This is a genomic window from Mycobacterium sp. NAZ190054, from assembly GCF_001545925.1.
Classification (GTDB): domain Bacteria; phylum Actinomycetota; class Actinomycetes; order Mycobacteriales; family Mycobacteriaceae; genus Mycobacterium.
Map to the genome: position 1 here is coordinate 1 of NZ_LMVQ01000392.1, position 2458 is coordinate 2458.

At 72.3% G+C, this 2458-nt stretch carries 1 protein-coding gene and 1 pseudogene; one reads left to right on the forward strand and one right to left on the reverse strand.

Annotated elements, in window-relative coordinates; all coding sequences use genetic code 11:
- A partial coding sequence (eccCa, locus tag ASJ79_RS22545; protein ID WP_369803742.1) for a type VII secretion protein EccCa occupies positions 1–1901 on the reverse strand: 1901 nt, incomplete at its 3' end.
- Between the two features lie 160 nt (positions 1902–2061).
- Between eccCa and ASJ79_RS34880 the strand changes: the two are divergent.
- A pseudogene (locus ASJ79_RS34880) lies at positions 2062–2172 on the forward strand (hypothetical protein); the annotation flags it as partial.
- Positions 2173–2458: the final 286 nt, after the last annotated feature.

Genomic DNA, 2458 nt, shown 5'->3' on the forward strand with positions numbered 1-2458 from the left:
CCGCTCGGCGTGAAGCGACGCACCGCGGGCCCGCCGGGCCGGTGCCGCCGGCGCACCGGGAATCTGCCGGAGACGAACGCGGTCTGGAACCGGACCAGTGCGCCGGCGGCGGTGCTGAGATAGGCCGCACCCGGCTGCGCGGGCAGGTGGTGTGCGTCGGGGACGCCGAGCACCGCCCGGGATTCACCGGGGGAGAACGTCTTCAGGCAGACCCGGTAGGACAGGTGGGTCTCCAGGCCGCGCAGCCTGCCTTCGTCGAGGCGTTGGGTGGCCAGCAGCAGGTGCATGCCGAGCGAGCGACCGAGGCGGCCGATCGCGACGAACAACTCGGCGAAGTCGGGGTGCCGGCTCAGCAACTCGGAGAATTCGTCGACGATGATCAGCAGTGCCGGCAACGGCGCCAGCGTCCGGTCGCGGGCCCGGGCCCGCCCGTATTCGGTGAGGTTGGTGAGGTTGCCCGCCGCGCGCAGGATCTCCTGTCTGCGGTTGATCTCGCCGGAGAGGGCCTCGCGCATGCGTGACACCAGCGGCGCCTCGTCGGCGAGGTTCGTGATCACCGCCGAGACGTGATCGACACTTTCCAGACCGAGGAACGTCGCGCCGCCCTTGAAGTCGACGAGCACGAGGTTGAGCGCGTCCGGCGGATGTGCGGCGACCATGCCCAGCGCCAGCGTCCGGAGGAACTCCGACTTGCCCGAACCCGTTGCGCCGACGCATAATCCGTGCGGTCCCAGCCCTCCGGCCGCGGCCTCTTTGATGTCGAGCTCGACCACGTCACCGTCCTCGGTGACCCCGATCGGCACCGGTGACAGCTCGGGCCCGGCCCGCCGCGGCCACCTCGCGGTGGGGTCGAACATCTCCGGATCGTCGATCCCCATCAGAGCCGGCCACTCCGGCGCATCCGCCGAACCACGCGTGGCCACGGCCGGCCGGTGACGTGCCAGTCGCCGCGCACACGCCAGCGCGTCGGCATGGGAGAGCCGGTCGCACCGCACGTCCAGCAGCTGACCGTCGGCGTCCACCTGCACGCCGGTATCGTGCCCGGGACGCAGCGCGACGACGGTGACGCCCTCGGCCGGCCCGGGGACCGCGCCGCCGTCGACGACGAGCAGGTGGCGCCGGCCCGCTCTCGGATCGTCCTGGTGCGGGAGCCATTTCAGCCAGTCCCAGTCCGGGCCCGGTGTGACCGCGCCGACGGCCACGAGACGTGGATCGTGGTGTACCGCGAGCTGGCAGACCATCGCCCTGGCCGCGGCCCGGACCGCCGCGGGCTCACCGGTGAGGGTGATCAGTCGGGTCGCCGGCAACCGCACCGCGACGGGAACCTCCGCGACGACCGCGTGGTGTCGCAGCATCCGGCGCACGGCCCCGGTGGTGACGGGATCGGCGTCGTCGTCGGAACCCGGTTCGGGCGCCACCACGGTGACAGCCGCCGGCTGCTCCCCCACGCCGATGCGGACCACTCCGAACTGTGAATCGTCCTGTCCGCGTTCCCACATCCGCGCGCTGCCGGCAAGGGTCCACAGCGCCGCGGGGTCGGGGTGCAGCTCCCACTGCGATCTGTACTGTCCGTCGGCGGCCGCCACGAGCGCCCGGTCGACGGTGTCGAGGTAGCGCAGATAGCCGGCACGTTGCCCGTCGAGGTCACCGGCCCGGCCGCGGCCACCGTAGGCGAGGGTGCCGACCAACGACACCAGCATCATGGCCGGGAAGAACAGGAACATCGGGTTGCGTGACGAGCCCGCCGTGGTCAGGTACAGCGCGGTCATCCCCGCCATCGCGACGATCATCGCCACGGGCAGCAGCCGGGCCAGCGGGCTCACCGGTGTGTGGGCCGGTGGTTCGGGCGGGCTGTCGACGACGATCCGGCCGGGGTCCATGTGTGAGTAGACGCGCGACACGCCCGGTCCGTTCCATCCACAGCGCCATCCACAGCGCGGACAAGTCGTGCGTCACCGCCCCGGCGCGCCGAGTTAGGTTCGAGCCGTGCCGGATACGTTGCGCAGGATCGCCGTTCACGCGGCGGGGGCCGGCGGCGGCGCGGCGACCGTCGACCTCGTCGTGCCCGCGGGCCTGCCGCTGGGTGAGCTGATGCCGTCGATCGTCGACGTCACCGTTGGCACATCGGAGGGACCACGGCACTGGCAGCTCACCCGGCCGGCCGGAGAGCCGTTGGACCCGTCGATGTCGTTGCGCGACAACGCGGTCGACGACGGCGACCTGCTGGTGCTCGCCGATGTGCGGATCCTGCCGCCGCTCCGGCTGCCGGCGGACCCGTGCGCCGTGGTGGCCGGCGCCATCCCGGCGGAGGATGACGCGAGGTTCGGCGGTGCCGCCGCCACCGTCGCGTCGTCGTTCGAGGACGCCGCCATCGAACGGGTCAACGGGCTGGGTGACGTCGTCCAGGTCGTCCTGGGCACCGACTTCGACGCGGTGACCGCTCCGTCCCCCAGCGGAT